Here is a 17,024-nt window from a genome sequence, read left to right on the forward strand (position 1 = left end):
CGCCTGGTCACGACACACGGGGCTGCGGTTGCATCCATTGTGATGGCCTGGCGGTCCGCAGCACGGGGCATGGGCGGACGTGCCGCACTCATCAACCACTCGGAGGCTCAGGTCGCCGCGCTCACCTGGGGCGTGGAGGTGGGCCGACGGGCACGTTGGTGAGTGGGGCACGTCCGCGCCCCGGCGCCACCGAGGATTCTCGGGCGGGTGATCGCCGCCTCGACCTGGCGAACCACCTGCACCAAGGTCATGGCCGAGTACATCTAGCCGAAGCCGCGGACGCGGAACTGCATGACTCGGTAGGGCCAGCCGGCGTCGGTCTTCCATTGGCTGACCGAGAGGTGCAGGTCGCTGAGGGTGGAGCCGGGGATGATGTAGCCGCCGTACAGCTGGGCGACGTGGTTGTCGTCCTCCTGGCCCCAGGCGCCGCCGTAGATCAGGGTCTGGCGGTACGCCGTGAACAGGTTCGACGTCGGGGTGTCCATGATGATGCCGTCGATCCGGTAGTCGCCGGCGTTGAACCACGTCAGTACCCACTTACCGCCGAGTGGTCGGAGGCAGAGTTCACCGAAGCTGCCGGTCAGGATGGGCGTGGCCGGGTTGCCCCAGGCCCAGACGCCGTCACGGAAGCCCCACGGCTCGTACGCCGCCGGGTTCGCGATCTGGTCGCTGCGGACCCGCTTGAGGATGATCGGCTTGTTCCGCTGGAAGCCGGTCGAGTAGACGTACACATAGCCGTCGTTGCCTTCACCCCAGGTCAGGCACTGGAACAGCCCGCCGTCGATGTTCGGGTCGAACTTCGCGCCGGTGTGGTACCAGCTCGCGCCAGAGTCGTCGCTGCGCCAGATCTCCGTCCACACCACGGTCCCGAGGCCCTTGTTCACCATCGCGTGCAGGTACATCGACCCGCCGATCGTGATCACGTCCGACGGCAGCACGGTCGAGAACGTCGGGTTGTCGTGCGGGTAGTCCCACAACTGCTGGGCCGCTGCTCCCCCGACCGCGCCGGACCACTGCACTCCCCCGGGCAGGTTGGTCGTCGTGGACCACAGCGCGACCGGCGATCGCCACCACCCGCCACCGACCATCGGCTGCTCGAACGTGTCCCCGAACATGAACAGCAACCGCCCGTCCGGAGTCCGGGCCGGGATCCCGAGATCGGTCGCCGCCATCCGGAACCGGTCCGTCAACCCTGGCCCGGTCAGATCGGCCACCTTGTTCGTGGTCACCGCCTGCGGGCTTGCCCAGGCCGAAGTACCAGGAATGGCCGCCAAGGCACCGGCACCGAACGCCGCGCGCAAGAACGTGGATCGCTTGATCAGCATCGACTGACTCCCATGGGTAGTTCGGGGCGGATGGGAAATCGATTTCTCATTCACTGTCCCGGACCGCAGGGGTCGGCGTCAAGGGGCCGGCGCCCCGCGAAGGTGGCGCGGGTCACGCGCAGAAACCTGTCACAGGCAGCCGACCGCCGGCATCTCATGGCCGAAACAGAGACCACTACTGGAGACGACAATGACGAATGCGGAACAGACGACGGTGCTGATCACCGGGGCGAACAAGGGGCTCGGGTTCGAGGCTGCGCGGCGGCTCGGGGTGCTGGGATGGAAGGTGTTCCTCGGCTCGCGAGACGCCGGCCGTGGGCAGGAGGCCGTCGAGAAGCTGGCGGCCGAGGGCGTGGACGTGGTGCTGGTGCAGTTGGACGTGACCTCGGATGCGTCCGTGGCGGGTGCTCTGGAGCTCGTCCGCACGCACACCGACCGGTTGGACGTGCTGATCAACAACGCCGGCGCGCCCGGTCACGGCGTCAACCCGGCCGAGGCGACGGTCGCCGAGCTTCATCCGGTGTTCGACACCAACGTGTACGGGACGGTGCGGGTCACCCACGCGTTTCTCCCGCTGCTGCAGGCAGCGGAGAACCCGCGCGTGGTGAACGTGTCGAGCGGCGGCAGCGCCTTTCACGTCGTCACCGACCCGGAGCAGCCGTTCTCGAAGATGCACGAACTGGCCTACAGCACGTCGAAGGCGGCGCTCAACATGCTCACCGTCCGCTACGCCCAGGCGCTGCCGGCCATCAAGTTCAACCTCGCCACCCCCGGCGAGACGGTGAACAAGAAGTTCGCCGCGACCGACATGAACAACCACAAGGGCCAGCTCACCGTCACCGAAGGCACCGACTCCATCGTCCGGATGGCGACCGTCGGCCCCGACGGCCCGACCGGCACCTTCGAGGACCGCCTCGGTCCGCTCGGCTGGTGATCGTCAGTCGGTGCCCGTCGCCACCGGGCGGGTTGGGTCGGTGATCCATTCGGACCAGGAGCCGATGTAGACCGTGGAGGGGATGCCGGCGACTTCGAGGGCCAGGGCTTCGTGGGCTGCGGTGACGCCGGAGCCGCAGTAGACGGCTACCTCGGTCGACTGGTCGACGCCGAGATTGGTGAAGCGGGCCTGGAGATCGGCGGTCGGGAGGAAGTGACCGCTGGAGTCGACGTTGGCAGTGGTGGGGGCGTTGACCGCGCCGGGGATGTGGCCGGCGATCGGGTCCATCGGCTCGACCTCGCCCGCGAAGCGTTCGGGGGCTCGCGCGTCCAGCAGCACACCTGACGCGGCGACCGCGGCGGCGCCGTCGGCGTCGAGCATGGGGATGTGGCCGGGCGTGGCGGTGAACGTGCTGTCCCCGTCAGCGGGGACATCCGTGGTGACCTCTCCCCCAGCCGCTTGCCAAGCAGCCAGTCCCCCGTCGAGCACGCGTACGTCGCGGACACCGAAGTACCGGAAGATCCACCACGCGCGCGCGGCCGCCGATGAGTTCGACGCGTCGTACACGACGACTGGGGTGTCTGCCGTGATGCCGGTACGACGGAAGGTCGCCGTCACGGTCGTTGCTGCGGGCAACGGGTGGCGGCCGGGACCGGGTGGACCGGCCAGCTCGGTGTCCAGGTCGACGAAGTACGCGCCGGGAAGGTGGCCGGCGTCGTACGCCTCTTTGCCGGGCGGACCGGCGAGATTCCACGTGGAGTCGATCAGCACCGGCCGCTCGGCCAGCGCGCGCAACTCGTCGACGGTGATCAGCGGACTCATCCACGTCCTCGCTTCGCTCCGGGCGCGGATGAGGTACTTCGGACGCTGTGCTTTCTGATGAACTCGCTACGCTCGTTCATGATGCGGCTCCTCCGAACGGCAGGACTTCGGGTGACAGCGTGGCACGGGCGCGCGCCTGCGTGAGCCGGCGCCGGTGGTGCCGGCGGCAGAGCACCTCGTACGAGACCTCGTGGTCGTGGGACACGATGTCGCCCACCACCAGCTGCTCGCCCTCCGTCACCATCTCCCCACCGATCGTACGGGCGTTGTGGGTGGCACGTTCACCGCACCAGCACAACGCCTCGACCTGCAGCACCTCGAGCCGGTCGGCGAGCTCCACCAACCGCGCCGATCCGGGGAACAGCGATGCCCGGAAGTCGGTCAGGATGCCGAAGCAGAACACATCGATCTGCAACTCGTCGACCAACCTTGCCAGCTGCTCGACCTGCAGCGAGCTGTAGAACTGCGCCTCGTCGCACACCGCGTAGTCGATCCGTCCACCGTGCGTCAGTTCGCTGACGACGTAGTCCCACAAGTCGAACTCGGGCCGCACCTCGATCGCGTCGGCCGACAGCCCGAGCCGCGACGAGAGAACCGACTCGCCCGCCCGGTCGTGGCTGGTGAAGATCCGGCCGATCCGTCCGCGCGCCTTGTGGTTGTGATCCATCTGCAGCGCCAGCGTGGACTTTCCGCAGTCCATGGTCCCCGTGAAGTAGGTCAGCTCAGCCACGGGCGCTCATCCTGCCAAGTCAACGGTCCGGGCCGCACGCCGGGGTGTGTCGGTTCGGGGAACAATTCCGGGCGTCGGCTTGGGTTCTGTGCCTCCGGCCGGTTTGAATGGATCGTGCGCAAAGCTCTGATCCTCTTCCTCACGGCGTGTCTGACGGCCGTCACCGCCGGATTGCCGGCCGCCGCGACGCCGGAGCGGGCCGAGGCAGGGCTGCGTGCGTACTTCGTGATCACCGAGCCGCGGCAGACCGCCAAGGTCACCGGCGCGATCACCTCGAACGGCGGCACGGTCTATGCGACGTACGACGCCATCGGCGTGATCGTGGCCCACTCGACCTCCCCGGAGTTCATCGGCAAGATGCGCAGCGTCAGCGGCGTACAGAAGGCCGGCGCGACGCGCACCTCGGACCTGCCCGGCGATGTCGGGAACCCGGCGATCCCGCCGGCCGTGCCCGAGACAGCGACCAATGCACCCGAGACCGACCGCGCCGACATGATGCAGATCGGTGCGGACCGCGCCTGGACCAAGACGCTCGGCGCGAAGACCGTCACGGTCGGCGTGCTCGACACCGGCGTGGACGACCAGCACCCGGACCTGAAGGCGAACTTCGACACCTCCAAGTCGGCCTCGTGCGCCTACGGCAAGGTCGACACCCGGCCCGGTGCCTGGCGCCCGGTCGGCGAACACGGCACCCACGTCGCCGGCACGATCGCGGCCGCGAAGAACGGCATCGGCATGATCGGCGTCGCGCCGGGCGTGAAGGTGTCGTCGATCCGGGTCGCCGAGGCAGGCAGTCAACTGTTCTTCCCCGAGGCGACCGTCTGCGCGTTCATGTTCGCCGCCGACAAGGGCGTCTCGGTGACCAACAACAGCTACTACACCGACCCGTGGCTGTTCCTCTGCCCGACCGACCCGGACCAGGACGCGATCGCCGAGGGCGTACGACGGGCGGTCGCGTACTCGGACACCAAGGGCGTGGTGAACGTCAGCGCGGCCGGCAACGAGGACTACAACCTGGCCGACAAGTCCGGTGACGACGCGAGCCCGAACGACTCCGAGCCGACCCCGCGTCAGGTGACGACCGACTGCCTCAACCTTCCGGGCGAGCTGCCGAACATGGTGACGGTGGCCTCCGTCGACGCGACCGGCGCGAAGTCCCGGTTCTCGAACTTCGGCGAGAACAAGATCAACCTCGCCGCGCCCGGCGAGAACGTGTACTCCACCATTCCGGGCGGCGGCTACCAGGCGATCAGCGGTACGTCGATGGCGTCGCCGCACGTCGCCGGTGTCGCCGCGCTGCTGCGCAGTGTCGATCCCAAGCTCACGGCCGCGCAGGTGCGCGGGAAGCTGGCCGAGCAGGCGAACGACCTGGCCTGTCCGTCGGGCTCGTCCGGTGAGTGCATCGGCACTCAGGCGAACAACTCCTATTACGGCGAGGGCATGGTCGACGCGGCGGAGGCCGTCGGGGAGGCCGCCGCGCAACCCCAGGGCGCGATCGCGATCACCGAGCCTGCGGAGCAGATCGGGTTCGGCGGTGCGCCGGCCATTCCGCTGCTGATGAAGGGTACGGGCGGCACCGGCGACATCAGCTACACCGCCCACGGACTGCCGCCGGGTCTGAGCATCGACCCCGAGCGCGGCTGGATCACGGGCGTCCTGACCCCCGGAGCCGGGCGCTACAAGGTGACCGTGGTCGCCCGCGACGGCGAGGCGAAGACCGCGCAGACCAGCTTCTTCTGGGACGTCTGGAGCTTCTAGCCGGCGTCGACGAGCAGCGGGATCGCCATCTCGTCCTCGGTCAGCGATCCGTGCAGCCCGATCAGCCCGGCCTCGTGCGGATAGCGCCGGCTTGCGACCAGCGAGACCTGACCGATGGCGGCGACGATCACGTCACCCAACCGCGGTGACACCCGGTCTTCCACGCCACCGAACCACCCACGCCCGACCGCCTCCTCACGACTGAGCACGATCGCACTGTCCCCCAGCCGCTCCCGGTACGCCGCCACGACGTCGGCCTCGGCGCCGTCGAAGCAGTACAGATGACGGAAGCGCGACTCGCCACCGATCAGTCGCAGACCGTCGGTGAGTGCGGGCTCGGCATCCAGGTCGACGCGGTCCTCGGGCGCGACGTCCATCATCCCGTGATCGGCGACGACGACCAGTACGGCGTCCCGCGGCAAGGCGGACCGCACTTGCTGGGCGAACAGGTCCGCCGCTCCCAGCTCCTTCCGCCACTGCCACGACTCCGAGCCCTGGTTGTGCCCGGTGTAGTCCAGCTGCGAGTCGTACACATAGACCAGTGACGAGCTGCCCTCACGGCTCGCGAAGCGGGTCGCGTCCAGCCGGTCCTCGACGGTGTCCGCGCCCCGGTGCGCACTCCCCCGAAACGCCGCCGCCGTCAGACCGGACGTGTCGAAGCGCGCCTTGCTCACGTTGCGCGTGGCAACACCGGCGGCCGCGATCCGGTCGAAGACCGTCCCGTGCGGCTGCCACCGCCGCGGGTCCACCGGTGCATCCCAGGACAGCGCGTTCAGCAAGGCACCGGACTCGGGCACGATCGACGTGTAGCCGACGATCCCGTGTGCACCGGGTGGCAGCCCGGTCCCGAGACTGGTCAGGCTCACTGCCGTCGTCGACGGCACACCGGCCGTCAGACTGCGCCCGGTCGGCAGCAACGACGACAAGTACGGCGCCGCGTCCGCGTTGCGCCGCAGCAGATTCCATCCCAGTCCGTCGAGCAGCAGTACGGCGTACCGCGGGGCAGGCGGCAGACCGAGGAGGTTGTGCTCGTTGGGAACCGACAGCGCACCCGCCACCGAGGGCAGCACGTCGGCAAGCGAACCACCGCCGTACTGCGGGGTCACAGGCGCGATCACGGCACTACCGACTGGTGGCGAACGACAGTGCCTGGGCGAAGTCGAGCACCTGCTGGATGCCCGCCGGGCCGTCCGCCGCGGCACTGATCCGCAGCGAGATGTCGTCGGCGGCGACGGAGCCGGTGTAGCCGTGGTCGGCCTCGCAGTTCGGGTCGGCGCAGACGGCCGGCTCGAGGTCGATCCGGTTCACCATGCCCCACCCGATGGTCAGCACCACCTCGCCGCCGCCGGAGACCGGATCACCCTTGCCCGAGTTGTAGCCGGCCGGATTGGGAACCACCCGGTTCACCACCACCGCGTTCACCCGCTGGAGCGGGATCGCCTCGGTCGAGGTCGACGCGTACGGCGCCCGGATCAGCTCGTCGGCGGCATGCTCGTCGGTGTGCCCGACGATCAGCCGGGACGGGGTCAGCGCCAGGATCGTGATGTGCCGCCGGACTTCGTCCCGATCGAACGTCGGCTCGTGTTGCAGCACGAACGCACGGATCGGCTCGCCCGCGATCGCCACCGCGAGCGAGTCCGTCACCACGTCCGGGTAGTAGCCGCAGCGGTCGATCGCCTCGCGCAGGTCCGCCGAGACATCCGCGAGCTCCGGAACATTCAGGTCACGCATGCCCTCATCCTTGCACGGACACGCCCCGGCCCGATCGCCCCTTGTGGACAACCGCGATCAGTTCGCACTTGCCTTCCGCAGGACCGGTGCTCCGGCGGTTCCGGCGACCGCGACCAGGACCAGTCCGACCACGACCTGCCCGATCAGCAGGAAGAGGCCCGAGCTGCCCTCGGTGATGACCTTCCCACCGCTGAGTGCGAGTCCGCACAGTGCACCGAAGCCGACCACCGGCAGCCCGACTCCGACCACGGGTATGAGGGCTGCGAGCCGCGAGGACCGCTCGATGACTCGCAGCGGCACTCCGGACCGACGCAGCGCGCGTGCCGGGGTCGCTTGGTCAAGCGCCGTACCGACCGCACCCGCCGCAGTCGAGGCGGCCACGGTCAGGAAGACCAGCGCCAGCAGAAGAGCTACGCCGATCCGCATGTCCTGGAAGGACGGGTCGTCGTCACCGGAGGGCATGAACACCGAGATGAATCCGGTCACGAAGCCGCTCAGCACAAGCGCAGCGACCGGGCGGAACGCTCCCTTCGGGTCATCGACGAGCCGTCGGCCGGCCAGCAGCGCCACCGGGCCGTTGGCCAGGTTCGCCAGCGTCTTGCCGATCAACTGCACCGCCCACGGTCCCATCACCCGTACGGCGAGCGCGGCGAATCCGATCCCGATCAGCAGCGGCACGACGGCCGCCTGCATGCCGTAGGCAGCGAGGATGATCGGACCGATGGCCAGCAGCCCCAGCCGCAGCGCACTGGTCGCCTTACGAGTCTGACCGCGTACGACGCCCAGCGGCGTGATGCTGACCCGGCCGAGGCCGATCAGCGCGCTGATGACCGACAGGACAGGTACGGCGGCCAGCACGATCAGCACGTTCCACCAGCTCGCGGTGATGTCGTGCACGTACCAGCGCCCGCCACCGAGTGGAATGCGAGCGATGAACGGGGTCAGCACGGTGTAACCGACCAGTCCGACAACAGCGCCGGCCAGACCGAGCACGGCCTGCTCGACAGCGCTCAGCCAAAGCACCTGAGTCCTGGTAGCTCCGGCCAAGCGCAGTGCGGCCAGCCGATGCTCGCGGCGCTTGGCTGCCACGCCGGCCGCCTGGCCGACGAGGCTCAGGATCGGGAACAGCACGAGGATGATGCCGAACGCCACGGCGATGAGCAGTCCGAACATCCGACTGTCCATCACGTCCTCGTTCCAGCTGCTCATGTACTGCGGGTGCTCGTCCGGACTGATCGAGTCGACGCCACGGATGACGATGAACTCCTCCGGCGAGGACAGGCCCTTGTCGCTGATCACTCCGGTCGGCTGCGCGACGCCGTACTGCTTGCTGAGGCTGGACCAGCGCTTGGCGACCTCGGGTGAGACGAAGACCTCGCCCGGCTTGGGTGTGTGGTCGAGTCCGGGTGGCGGTGGGAGTTCGTTCTGGTGCAGTGTGGCGAGGTCGAGGCGGATCATCGGGTGGCCGTCGACCCGTTCGCGGTCAGTCTGGTCGATGGCACCGATCGCTGTCCCCGGGTCGGCGTGATCCGCACTCCGCCAGCCGATCCGGTCGGAGCGGTGGGCCAGGCCGAGAGAGCCGGCGATCAGGAACGTGACCAGCAGGGCCACGACAGCGGTCGCGCCCAGGGCGGCGAGGTTGGCTGCCCGTCCGCCGGGACCCGGTCGGCGGACGAACCGCAGGCCGAGATCGGTCATCGGGTTCATCGGTTCGCCCCCAGCGACTCGCTCACGCGGCCGTCGACGATCCGCAGCACGCGGTGGCAGCGGGCGGCGACGGCGTTGTCGTGTGTGACCACAACGACCGCAGCGCCGCGGTATGTAGCTGCACCGACGAGCAGGTCGATGACCTGCGCACCGGTCGCCGCGTCCAGTGCACCGGTGGGCTCGTCGGCGAAGACCGCCTGCGGCTCGCCGACCAGCGCCCGCGCGATGGCGACGCGCTGCGCCTGGCCACCGGAGAGCTCACCCGGGCGGCGGCCCACCTCCGCGGCCAGCCCGACCTGGGCGAGCATCGTGCGCGCCCGGCCGACAGCCTCGCGTCGGCTCATGCCGTCCACCATCAGCGGCAGCGCCACGTTCTCGTCGGCGGGGAGCTCGGCCAGCAGTTGGTTGTCCTGGAAGACGAATCCGAGCCGACGGCGGCGGAGCACAGTCCGCGCGGCGTCGTTGAGTTGGTCGACCCGTTCGCCGACCAGCCACACCTCACCCTCGTCTGGCGTGAGGATGCCGGCCAGTACGTGCAGCAGTGTGGTCTTGCCGTTGCCGCTCGGGCCCATGACGGCAAGGGCTTCGCCGGACCGTACGGCGACGTCCACGCCGGCCAGTCCGACGACATCTCCGTAGTACTTGACCAGGCCGTGGCCGCTGAGGACGATTTGCGGCTGCGTGGGTTGGGGACTCTGGAAGCTCATACCCCAGAGCCTTTCGCGGACGTCGGCGGACTTCGTCGGCCTGCGGACCGGTCTTGCCGTCGCCTTCAGGCCTCCTTCGTCACCGCCACGTAGTACTGGAGTCGTACGTCACTCGGTCCGGAAGGCTGACGGGTAGGCGTCGCGGTAGCTGGGGATGGCGCCGGCTGGGGTGTCGACGCTCTGGGCGTTGAGCATCGCGTGCACGATCGCCCGGGACAGCGTGCGGGACCCGGCTGCGAAGACCGTCTCCAGCTGCCCGAGTGCGGTCGGGTCGGTGACGCTCAGCCGCGCCCGGTCGTCGTCAGGGATGCGGGTCGACAGGGCGAAGATGCTGTCGCCGTCGACCAGCGTGTGGATCGGATCGAGTGCCCGGGCGAGCCCGTCGTGCGCCACCATCGCCATCCGCTTCGCCGCCGCCTTCTCGAGCGGTACGTCGGTCGCCACGACGGCGATCACCGTGTTCATCGGCGGACCGGGGATCAGGTTGCGTCCGGGCGCGGCCGGCGGTGGTGCCTCGGTCGGCGTCCGCAGGTGGGTGAACTCGGTGCCGATGCCGTAGCGGGCGCCGTACAGGTTGCCGTCGGCGTCGACGGTCGAGCCGGCCGCGTTCACGATCACCAGCGCGCCGACCGTCGTACCGTCGTCGAGCCGGACGCTGGTCGAGCCGACGCCGCCCTTCAACGACCGGGCTCGCGCGCCCGCGCCGGCGCCATGATTGCCTAGGGCAACCGGTCCGTCGGCAGCGGCAGCGATCGCGTCGGCACCCCAGGACGGTTCGGGCCGGGCGCGGAAGTCGCCGCCGCGGCCGAGGTCGAAGATCACCGCGGTCGGGACGATCGGGACCACCTCGTTGTCGCCGAGCCCGACCCGCACTCCCTCGCCACGTTCCTCCAGCCAGCGCATCACGCTGCCGGCCGTGTCGAGACCGTAGGCGCTGCCACCGGTGAGGACGATCGCGTTCACACCGGCGTTCGAGTTCACCGGGTCGAGCAGGTCCGTCTCGCGTGTGCCGGGTGCGCCGCCGCGGACGTCGACACCGGCCACCGCCGTACCGGGAACGTGGACGACCGTCGTACCGGTCAGGTACGGCGCGTCGACGCGCTCGACCTGGCCGACGAGAACCCCAGGGACATCGGTGATCGCATTGTGCGGACCAGGCTGCATGACCCAGATCCTGTCACGGGGCCGGTCGACACGGCGGCGAAATCGGGTTGCGGCCGAGATTAGCGTGGAAGGCATGAACGCCGACCAACTCTGTGGACTCCTGGCCGAACCGTCGAGGCTGCGGACGTACTCCGCCGTCGTCCTCGGCGCCACCACCGCGGATGAGGTTGCCGGGAGCACCGGACTGGCTCAGCCGGTCGTCGTCAAGGCCCTGCAGCGGTTGTTCAAGGGTGGCCTGGTCACGGCCGACGGTGATCGTCTGCAGGCGGACGAGTCGGCCTTCAAGGACGCGGTCCGCGAGAGCCGTCCGGAGTGGGTGCCGCTCGATCCCGATCCGGAGCGGGACGCCGTCCTGAAGTCGTTCATCCGCGACGGCCGGCTGACGCACTTCCCGACGTTCCCGGACAAGTTCCGGATCGTGCTGGAGCATCTCGTGACGAGCTTCGAGCCCGGGCGCAGCTACCCGGAGTCCGAGGTCAACGAGATCCTCAACCGCTGGCACCCGGACCACGCCGCGCTCCGCCGCGAACTGGTCGACGCGCGCCTGCTCAGCCGCACGGACAGCATCTACACGCGGACCTGATCAGGTCAGGCGACGGGCCGGCGCGTCCTGGCGGGGCTTCTCGTTCGGGGCGATGCGGATCGTGGTGTCCAGGACCGTGGCGCCCTCGGCGGCGGCCAGCACCGACCGCAGGTCAAGGCGCACGACCTCTTCCAGATCGAGCGTCAGCCGGGATACCCGGTGCAGCAGGTTCTCGATCGCGGCGATGTCGACCGGGTCGGAGCCGCGGTAGCCGTACAGCAGCGGCGCCGCGCGAACCTCGCGGACCATCTCCGCAGCATCGCGCGTCGTCAGCGGCGGCATCCGGTACGAGCGGTCGCCGAGCAGGTCGGTCGCGACGCCGGACAGGCCGAACGTCACCACCGGTCCGAACGACACGTCCTCGAGCGCGGAGATGACCACGGGTACGCCGGGTGGCGCCATCTTCTGTACGACGAACTGGGCCCGGCCCGGATCCGCGGCGACCCCGAACATCTGCGTCATCTCGGCCCAGGCCGCGCGCATGTCGTCCTCGTCGTGGATGTGCCGCCAGATGTCGGCCAGGTCCGGTCGCATCCGCCACTGCTCCGCGGTCGCCTTCAGGATCACCTCGAACCCGAGATCCGCCGCCCGTGCCACCGCCTCGTCCGCGCTCAGCACCGGGAACGCCGGCAGCACGTTGATCCCGTAGAAGCTGAGCAGTCGCTGCCGGTCCGCATCGTCCAGGTCGGCGCCACTCGGATGCCGCTGCAGGAACTCGGCGACGAAGTCCTCGGCCCCAGGAGTGTCCACGTCCGGCAGGTCCGGGATCCGGCTGTCGGACCGCCGCCGCCATTCGCCGTACTGCGTCGCCTTCGCCAGCGCACCCACCGCGTACTGCGGATTGAGGAACGACGGGATCGACCCGCGGGCCGCACCGCCGTGCTCATCCGGGACGCGAAGCTCCTCGGGCACACTGCGCGACGCGAGGAACGTGGAGACCACGGGCTTGTCCGATCCGGCTGCGGCTGCCGCGAGGACCTGCGCGACCTCGGCGCCGTTCGACTGCACCGGCGGCGTGTAGATCACCACGACTGAGTCCACCCGGTCGTCGTCGAATACCTCCGACAGCGCTACCCCGAAGTCCTCCGCGGTCGCGTCCGCACTGAGGTTGCGCGGCTCCCCCGCGACGTCCAAGCCACAACCCGCCATCGTGTCCAGCGCGAGAAGAGTCAGGGCGTCGGAGTTGCTGACGATCGCGACCCGGCGGCCCTTCGGCAACGGCTGGTGGGCCAGCAGTTGGGCGACGTCGAACAGTTCGCCGGTGGTGTCGACGCCGATCAGGCCGCTCTGCCGGAACAGCGATTCGATCGTGGCGGCCGGCAACTGACTGCGCCTGACCATCTGGCCCAGCGGTACACCTTGGGTGGCGCGACCGGACTTCAGCGCGATCACCGGCTTGCGGCGGGCCAGCCGGCGCGCGACCCGGCTGAACTTGCGCGGGTTGCCCAGCGACTCCAGGTACAGCAGCACGACCTCGGTCGCCTCGTCGGAGTACCAGAACTGCATCAGGTCGTTGCCCGACACATCGGCCCGGTTGCCGGCCGAGACGAAGGTCGACAACCCCAGGCCACGGCCGACCATGTCGGCCAGGATCGGTACGCCGAGCGCACCCGACTGGCAGAAGAACGCGACCCGGCCCTTGCTCGGCATCAGCGGTGACAGCGTCGCGTTCAGCGACACCCCGGGTGCGGTGTTGATCAGACCGAGCGCGTTCGGCCCGATCACCCGCATCCCGTAGGACCGGGCCAGACCGACCAGGTACCGCTGCCGCTTCCGGCCTTCGCCACCGATCTCGGCGAACCCACTCGACACCACCACCAGCCCGCGCACGCCCTTGGCGGCACAGTCCAGTACGACGTCCGCCACCAACTCGGCGCGTACGGCGACCACCGCGAGGTCGACCGTGCCGTCCACGTCCCGGATCGTCGGGTACGCCGGGACGCCCTCGATCTCGGTGGCCTTGGTGTCGGTGTTGACGGCGTACAAACGGCCAGGGAATCCGCCGTCGCGCACGTTGCGCAGCAGCGCGTTCCCGATCGTGCCCTCGCGCCGGCTCGCACCGATCACCGCGACCGCGTTCGGCGTCAGCAGCCGCGCGATCGACAGTGCCTCGGAGCGCTGCTCGCGGGCCTGCATCACGCCGAACGAGGTGTCGGTCGGCGCGATGTCGAACTCGACCACGATCACGCCGTCCTCGAACTCCCGGGCGACCTTGTAGCCGGCCTCGGCGAAGACGGTGATCATCTTCCGGTTGTCCGGCAGCACCTCGGCGACGAACCGGTGGATGCCGTTCTCGCGGGCCGCCTGGGCCAGGTGCTCGAGAAGCAGCTGCCCGAGGCCGCGGCCCTGGTGCGCGTCCTCGATCAGGAAGGCGACCTCCGCGGTGTGCCGGCCGGTCCGCTCGTACCGCCCGACGCCGATCATCTCGTTACCAACGGTGACGATGAGTGCCAGCCGGTCGTGGTAGTCGACCTGCGTGAATCGCGCCACATCCCGGTCCGACAGCTGGGGGTACGGGGCGAAGAAGCGGTAATACTTCGATTGTTCGGACACGCGGGCGTAGAACGCCACCAGCAGGTCGGCGTCACTCGGAGTGATCGGCCGCAGATGCGCGGTAGCGCCGTCCCGGAGTACGACGTCCGCCTCGTAGCCGTCGGGGTATCCGGCCGGGTGGTGGAGGTCTTGCTCCGGCGGGGTCACCCGGTCAGCCTACTCAACCAGCCCGGTGGGAGGTCGTGCATTTTGATCGCGCGAATCGCGCCTGTGCTGGTGTTCCTGATCGCGGTGACCGTGATCGCCGAGCTGGCCGACGAGGCCAAGGTGTTCGACGTCGCGGCCCGGGAGGCGGCCCACCTGGCCCGGGGCAAGGTCTGGCGGTTGTGGCTGCTCGTGATCGTGCTCGCCACCGGGCTCACGATCGTGCTGTCCCTCGACACATGTGCGGTCCTGCTCACGCCGGTCGTGCTCGCGATGGCACGGCAACTCGACGTACCGCCGAAGCTGTTCGCGTTCACCACCGTTTGGCTGGCCGGGACCGCTTCGTTGTTACTCCCGGTGTCGAACCTGACGAACCTGCTCGCGCTGCATCAGTTCCGCAAGCTCGACGTCGAGTACCTGTCGGTGAGCTGGCGGCCGGCGATCGCCGCGATCGTGATCACGGTCGCCGTGCTCGCGGTTCTGTTCCACCGCGATCTCGGCCGGACGTACGTCGTACCGCCGACTCCGCACGTGGACGACAAGGTGCTGTTCTGGGGCTCGGCCGGTGTGTGCGTGCTGCTCGGACCGGCGTTCGTGTCCGGGATCGAGGTCGCGGTGCCTGCGAGCATCGCAGCGGTGGTGCTCGCCGTGCTGTTCGCGGTCCGGCGGCGCGCGACGCTCAGGTGGTCGTTGATCCCGGCGAAGCTCGTGGTCACCGTGGTCGTGCTGTTCACCGTCGTCGGGTTCCTCACCGACCACGGGCTGGAGGATCTGCTGAACCGGGTCGCCGGGACCACGTCCGAGCTCCGGTTGAGCGCGACCGCGGCCCTCGGGGCGAACTTGGTCGACAATCTCCCGGCGTACCTGGCGATGGAGCCGGTCGCGTCGAACGACGCCCACCGGATGATGGCGCTGCTCATCGGCGTCAACTGCGGCTGCCTGCTGACCCTCTGGGGCTCCCTGGCCACCCTGCTGTGGCGAGCCCGCTGCGACGCCGCCCGCGTCGACATCACCTGGTGGTCGTTCCTGTGGCGCGGCCTGATCCTCACCCCTCTCGTCGTGTCGGGATCGGTGCTCGCGCTGAACGGTTTCTGACTGGGTAATGTGCGGGACATGGCGACGGAGCGCAGTACTGCGGACGTGACGCGGGAGTTTCGGGCGGCGCGGGACTTTCTGGTGGCGCATCGGGAGGACTACGAGACGGCGTACCGGGACTTCAGTTGGCCGCGGTTCGAGCGGTTCAACTGGGCGCGGGACTGGTTCGACGCGCTGGCGATCGAGCAGCCCGAGGTGGACGCGCTGACCATCGTCGAGGAGGACGGCGAGGTCAACTCACGGACGTACGCCGAGATGGCCGAGCAGTCCCGCAAGGTGGCCGGCTGGCTCACCGAGGCCGGTCTGAAGCCGGGCGACCGGGTGCTGATCGTGCTCGGCAACACCGTCCCGCTCTGGGAGATCATGCTCGGCTGCATCCGGGCCGGCGCCGTCATGATCCCCGCCACCACGCTGCTCACCGACGCCGACCTGGCGGACCGGATCGCCCGGGGCAATGTCCGAGCAGTCGTGACCAGCAGCGCGGAGGCCGGCCGGTACGACGGTATCGCCGACCACTGCATCCGCGTCGCCGTCGGCGCACCGGTCGAGGGCTGGCTGCAGTACGACGACGCGGCGGCGTACGACGGACCGGTCCCCGAGGTCGACACCGCGGCCGACGACTCGCTGCTGCTCTACTTCACCTCGGGTACGACGAGCCAGCCCAAGCTGGTCGAGCACACCCAGGTCAGCTACCCGGTCGGTCACCTGTCGACGATGTACTGGATCGGGCTTCAGCCCGGAGACGTGCACCTCAACGTCTCCTCCCCCGGCTGGGCGAAGCACTCCTGGAGCAACGTCTTCGCGCCCTGGAACGCCGGCGCGACCGTGTTCCTGTACAACTACACCCGCTTCGACGCCGAGAAGATGCTGCGAGTCCTGCAGACGTACGGCGTGACCACCTTCTGCGCGCCGCCAACGGTCTGGCGGATGCTGATCCAGGCCGACCTGTCCGCGGTCAAGGTGCAGATCCGCGAGTGCATCTCCGCGGGCGAGCCGCTCAACCCCGAGGTGATCGAGCAGGTCCGGACCGCCTGGGACATCACCATCCGGGACGGATACGGCCAGACCGAGACGACCGCGCAGATCGGCAACCCGCCCGGTCAGCCGGTCAAGCTCGGCTCGATGGGGCGCCCGCTGCCCGGCTACAGCATCGCGCTGATCGACCCGGCCACCGACGAGATCGGCGACGACGGCGAGATCTCCATCGAACTGGCGCCCGCACCGGTCCCGCTGATGCGCGGCTACCGCGATGCCCGGGAGCTGACCGACGAGGTGATGCGTGGCGGCTACTACCACACCGGAGACGTCGCGAGCCGGGACGAGGACGGCTACATCACCTACGTCGGGCGGTCCGATGACGTGTTCAAGGCCAGCGACTACCGGATCTCGCCGTTCGAGCTGGAGTCAGTGCTGATCGAGCATCCGGCCGTCGCCGAGGCGGCCGTCGTACCGTCGCCGGATCCGGTCCGGCTCGCGGTGCCCAAGGCGTACGTCGTACTGGCCGCCGGGCATCAGCCGTCGCGGGAGCTGGCCGGCGAGATCCTGCAGTTCTGCCGCGAGCACCTGGCGCCGTACAAGCGGATCCGGCGGATCGAGTTCGCCGAGCTGCCGAAGACGATCTCAGGCAAGATCCGGCGGGTCGAGCTGCGCGCGGACGAGGCGTCGAAGGTGGAGAGCGGATCCGGCAGCGAGCACACGTACGACGAGGCCGACTTCAAGGAAGGGTGAGTCAGCGCACCCCGGACCACGGGGTGCGTGCTGAAATGGGCGG

At 69.3% G+C, this 17,024-nt stretch carries 14 protein-coding genes; 5 read left to right on the forward strand and 9 right to left on the reverse strand.

The genetic code is table 11. The features are described 5' to 3' along the window. Positions 1-263: 263 nt before the first annotated feature. Positions 264-1,325 (reverse strand): DUF4185 domain-containing protein, encoded by a 1,062-nt coding sequence (locus tag E0H73_RS18715; protein WP_131357659.1) that lies wholly within the window; start codon positions 1,323-1,325, stop codon positions 264-266. A 190-nt stretch (positions 1,326-1,515) separates the two neighbouring features. On the opposite strand from E0H73_RS18715, the gene E0H73_RS18720 reads away from it, so the two are divergent. Beyond that, a complete protein-coding gene (locus tag E0H73_RS18720; protein ID WP_131357663.1) occupies positions 1,516-2,259 on the forward strand; it encodes an SDR family NAD(P)-dependent oxidoreductase in 744 nt (247 codons plus the stop codon). A 3-nt stretch (positions 2,260-2,262) separates the two neighbouring features. On the opposite strand, the gene E0H73_RS18725 is transcribed toward E0H73_RS18720, so the two are convergent. Together E0H73_RS18725 and E0H73_RS18730 are read right to left on the reverse strand one after the other, a co-directional pair. Further along, positions 2,263-3,081 carry a sulfurtransferase gene (locus E0H73_RS18725; protein WP_131357666.1) on the reverse strand — a complete coding sequence of 273 codons (819 nt, stop codon included), beginning with the start codon at positions 3,079-3,081 and terminating at the stop codon, positions 2,263-2,265. Between the two features lie 76 nt (positions 3,082-3,157). After that, positions 3,158-3,811, reverse strand: a complete 654-nt coding sequence (locus E0H73_RS18730) for a thymidine kinase (RefSeq protein ID WP_131357669.1) — start codon at positions 3,809-3,811, stop codon at positions 3,158-3,160. A gap of 114 nt (positions 3,812-3,925) precedes the next feature. On the opposite strand from E0H73_RS18730, the gene E0H73_RS18735 reads away from it, so the two are divergent. Beyond that, on the forward strand, positions 3,926-5,569 hold the full coding sequence (locus E0H73_RS18735; RefSeq protein WP_238164076.1) for a S8 family peptidase: 1,644 nt from the start codon (positions 3,926-3,928) through the stop codon (positions 5,567-5,569). Here the strand turns inward: E0H73_RS18735 and E0H73_RS18740 are convergent. From E0H73_RS18740 to E0H73_RS18760, 5 genes are all read right to left on the reverse strand, one after another. Beyond that, positions 5,566-6,687, reverse strand: a complete 1,122-nt coding sequence (locus E0H73_RS18740; protein WP_131357672.1) for an alkaline phosphatase family protein — start codon at positions 6,685-6,687, stop codon at positions 5,566-5,568. The two genes, E0H73_RS18735 and E0H73_RS18740, sit on opposite strands and share 4 nt — an antisense overlap. A 4-nt stretch (positions 6,688-6,691) precedes the next feature. Beyond that, complete coding sequence (locus E0H73_RS18745; protein WP_131357675.1) at positions 6,692-7,300, reverse strand: DUF5998 family protein; 609 nt, start codon at positions 7,298-7,300, stop codon at positions 6,692-6,694. A gap of 57 nt (positions 7,301-7,357) precedes the next feature. Continuing rightward, entirely contained in the window at positions 7,358-8,998 is a 1,641-nt protein-coding gene (locus tag E0H73_RS18750; RefSeq protein WP_238164077.1) for an FtsX-like permease family protein, read from the reverse strand. 5 nt (positions 8,999-9,003) lie between these two features. Then, a complete protein-coding gene (locus E0H73_RS18755; protein ID WP_131357681.1) occupies positions 9,004-9,714 on the reverse strand; it encodes an ABC transporter ATP-binding protein in 711 nt (236 codons plus the stop codon). 108 nt (positions 9,715-9,822) lie between these two features. Next, positions 9,823-10,878 carry a P1 family peptidase gene (locus E0H73_RS18760; RefSeq protein ID WP_131357684.1) on the reverse strand — a complete coding sequence of 352 codons (1,056 nt, stop codon included), beginning with the start codon at positions 10,876-10,878 and terminating at the stop codon, positions 9,823-9,825. A gap of 73 nt (positions 10,879-10,951) precedes the next feature. Here E0H73_RS18760 and E0H73_RS18765 point away from each other — a divergent pair, with 73 nt between their 5' ends. Continuing rightward, complete coding sequence (locus tag E0H73_RS18765) at positions 10,952-11,461, forward strand: DUF2087 domain-containing protein (RefSeq protein ID WP_131357687.1); 510 nt, start codon at positions 10,952-10,954, stop codon at positions 11,459-11,461. On the opposite strand, the gene E0H73_RS18770 is transcribed toward E0H73_RS18765, so the two are convergent. Continuing rightward, a complete protein-coding gene (locus E0H73_RS18770) occupies positions 11,462-14,161 on the reverse strand; it encodes a bifunctional acetate--CoA ligase family protein/GNAT family N-acetyltransferase (RefSeq protein WP_131357690.1) in 2,700 nt (899 codons plus the stop codon). A gap of 42 nt (positions 14,162-14,203) precedes the next feature. On the opposite strand from E0H73_RS18770, the gene E0H73_RS18775 reads away from it, so the two are divergent. Together E0H73_RS18775 and E0H73_RS18780 are read left to right on the forward strand one after the other, a co-directional pair. Next, on the forward strand, positions 14,204-15,253 hold the full coding sequence (locus E0H73_RS18775; RefSeq protein WP_238164078.1) for an ArsB/NhaD family transporter: 1,050 nt from the start codon (positions 14,204-14,206) through the stop codon (positions 15,251-15,253). A gap of 18 nt (positions 15,254-15,271) precedes the next feature. After that, entirely contained in the window at positions 15,272-16,981 is a 1,710-nt protein-coding gene (locus E0H73_RS18780) for an AMP-binding protein (protein ID WP_131357696.1), read from the forward strand. Positions 16,982-17,024 lie beyond the last annotated feature (43 nt).

The organism is Kribbella pittospori, from assembly GCF_004331465.1.
Lineage (GTDB): Bacteria > Actinomycetota > Actinomycetes > Propionibacteriales > Kribbellaceae > Kribbella > Kribbella pittospori.